Source organism: Chitinimonas sp. (assembly GCF_036568685.1).
GTDB lineage: Bacteria > Pseudomonadota > Gammaproteobacteria > Burkholderiales > Chitinimonadaceae > Chitinimonas.
Window position 1 is genome coordinate 1 of the sequence record NZ_DATCSC010000105.1, and the last position, 2,869, is coordinate 2,869.

A 2,869-nucleotide genomic window follows, 5' to 3' on the forward strand; every position below is an offset into this window, starting at 1 on the left:
CGGCCGGGATAGACACGTCGTCAGCGCCAACCGACTATGCGGTCAGCGCCAGCGGCGCGGGTTGGAGCTTCCCCCCTATTCTCTAAAATCGGGTGCATATCGCGGCAGTTATTAACGTCTTGGCCGTCGCACCCCTGCTGCCTGGATCGATGCAAACCCAAGGTTCACAACGCTTCATGACAGTAGGGTGCGGATTCTAACCAAATCGCATATGTCATTGAAATGTGAGGATTCACATTTCCGCCGTGGCGCAACACACCCGGCTTGCGTCTCGTCCTTGCCACGGCCTTGCACGCTACCAAGACGGCGTGGGGCGAGCTCGCTTACATTAGGGAGAGCCCAAACAGGATTCACCATGCTGGTTCGTCTGCCCTGCGCGCCCCTTATTCCTGCCTTGTTTGCCAGCCTGCTGGGTATGGGCGTGGTCCGGGGAGAGGAGTGCATAAAGAGCGTGCGCTGGTACGACGACCCGCCCTATACGGTCCGCCTGGCCGATGGCAGCATCGGCGGCCTCAATGTGGAGTTGGCACGCGAGGCGCTGCGGCGCATGGGCTGCAGCATGAACCTGGTGGAGATGCCCTGGGCCAGGGCACTGCTGGAACTGGAGCACGGCAGGCTGGACATCCTGCCCGGCGCGCTGCGTAGCGAGGAGCGCGAGCGCTATGCCTATTTCTCCCAGCCCACCAACCGCTCGCCCAATGTGCTGTTCCTGAGCAAGCAGGCCGCCAACCGCTACCCGATCGGCGAACTAGCCGACATAGTCGGCACAGAATTTCGGCTGGGTACCCAAATCAAGGTCAATTACGGACCGGTCTACATGCAGCTGCAACAGAACCCGGCCTTCCTTGCTCGCCTCGTGCCCATCACCCAGCGCCGCGGGGCCTGGAAGATGCTGCAACTGGGCCGCCTGGACGGCATGATCGCCGATGAGGTCACCGCCCTGATGGAGCTCAGGCAGCTGGGACTGAGCGAAGCGGTAGTGAAGACCCAGGTCGTCACCGCGGACGAGCCGGCCATGTTTGCCTTCAGCAAGCAGCGCATCAACGCCGACTTCGTCGACCACTTCAATCAGGCACTCGAGGCCATGAAAGCCAACGGCAGCTACCAGGACATACTGAACCGCACCCTACCCTGCAAAGCATCGATAAAAAACCTGGGCTGCGAATAGCCGGGCCTGGCACGCCTATTTGCTCTGCAAGTTGCTGACCCCATCCCAGCCTGCCGGCAGGCCTTCATCCCGCCAGCGGGTCAGCCGTGCCAGGAAGACGTCGGCCACGGTATCGGCCAGGTATTGCGTCTGCAACGTACGCCAGGCCAATAGTGCCGGCTCGACTTCGCCCCGCAGGTAAACCCTGAAGGCCACCTCGGTCATGGCACGCAGATGCGGATCGGCGCAGGGGGTGTAGATGGCGATAGCTTGCGTCTTGCCGACCACCCGGACGATATCGACCTGCCGCAGGCGCACCTCGGGCAGGTCCAGCGCCGCGGCCACCTCACCGCTCAGCAAGATGGTGGTGCCATAGACCTTGTTCACCCCTTCCAGCCGCGAAGCCAGATTGACGCTATCGCCTACCGCGGTATAGGAAAAACGCTTCTCACCACCGAGATTGCCAACTACGCACTCACCCCGGTGCAAACCGATACGTATGCGTAGCTCCGGCCCGCCCAGGAGCAGCACATCGTCGTGCAGAGCCTGCATGGCGGCTTGCATATCGAGTGCCGCGGCCAGGGCATGCTCGGCCTGCCGCGGGTCGGCGATGGGTGCGCCCCAGAAAGCCATGACCGAATCGCCGATGAACTTGTCGACTGTGCCGCCATGGCGGATGACGATCTCGGTCATGTCCGCGAGATGGCGGTTGAGCAGCTCGGCCACCGCCTCGGAGGGCATGGTCTCGGCGATCTGGGTAAAGCCCGCCAGGTCGGTGAACAAGACCGTGAGCTCGCAGCGCTCGCCGCCAAGCCGCAGCAGCATCGGGTTGGCGACGATCTGTTCCACCACAGCCGGCGAGACATAGTGCTCGAAGGCGCGGCGGATCTCGCGCTTGCGGGCCTGCTCCTGGAAGTAGGCCTGGCCACCCTGGGCCACATAGGCCAGCAGCGGCGCCAGCATGGCCTGCCCGACTGCCAGCCACCAGCCGGTCCGGAACAGCACGAAAGCAAGGCCACCGACGGCCAACATCAGTCCACCAACCATGAGGCCGCTCAGCAGTGGCCGCCACTGCGGCAGCACCAGGCTGATCAGCAAGGCCTGGCCCAGCAACAACCACCACACCCAGGCCGCAGCCAATGGTTGCAGGGTCTGCCCTTCCACCATATTGGCGATCAGATTGGCGTGAATCTCCACCCCTGGCGTCATCTCGCCACTGCGACCGAAAAAGGGTGTCAGGAAAAGGTCCGACTGGGCGGCACCGATCTCAGTGGCTGCCTTGCCGCTGCGACCGACCAGCACTACGTTGTCACGCAGCTGCTCGCGCCAGCCGGGTGCCAGGTAACGGTCCGGTTCCAGCAAGCGGTAATAGGAGATACGGGTGAAGGGCGGCTCGGCCGAGAGGTAGCGGATACGCTGGCCAGGCAGCGCCTGCCGCTGTGCCGCCACACCGGGCTGCTGCCTTTCCAGCTGGAGCAGCACCTGCCGCCAGAGTGCCTGGGGCGATTGCGGAAAACGCCGCAGCACGCCGTCCCGGTCCAGCTCCACCGAGGCAAGACCCGGCAGCGCCCCCGCTCGTTGCAGGCGTGGCAAAGGGTCGACGCGCATCCATTGCCGGGCGGCCGCCGTCTCGCGGTACTCGATATTGGCGGCCAGCACCACCGGGCCATTGCGAGCGATGCTGGCCGCCAGCGCATCATCCTCGGCCGGTACGCTGGCGGG

Annotated in this window: 2 protein-coding genes; one reads left to right on the top strand and one right to left on the bottom strand. The window is 64.2% G+C overall.

Going from position 1 to position 2,869, the window contains the following annotated elements:
- Window positions 1–355 precede the first annotated feature (355 nt).
- Complete coding sequence (locus VIM95_RS14885; protein WP_331987119.1) at window positions 356–1,168, top strand: transporter substrate-binding domain-containing protein; 813 nt, start codon at window positions 356–358, stop codon at window positions 1,166–1,168.
- A 15-nt stretch (window positions 1,169–1,183) separates the two neighbouring features.
- Here the strand turns inward: VIM95_RS14885 and VIM95_RS14890 are convergent.
- Window positions 1,184–2,869: adenylate/guanylate cyclase domain-containing protein (locus VIM95_RS14890; RefSeq protein ID WP_331987121.1), on the bottom strand; the 1,686-nt coding region annotated here is incomplete at its 5' end.

Coding starts and splice junctions, on each gene's coding strand:
- VIM95_RS14885 (WP_331987119.1), top strand. CDS start 356: ATGCTGGTTCGTCTGCCCTGCGCGCCCCTTATTCCTGCCTTGTTTGCC.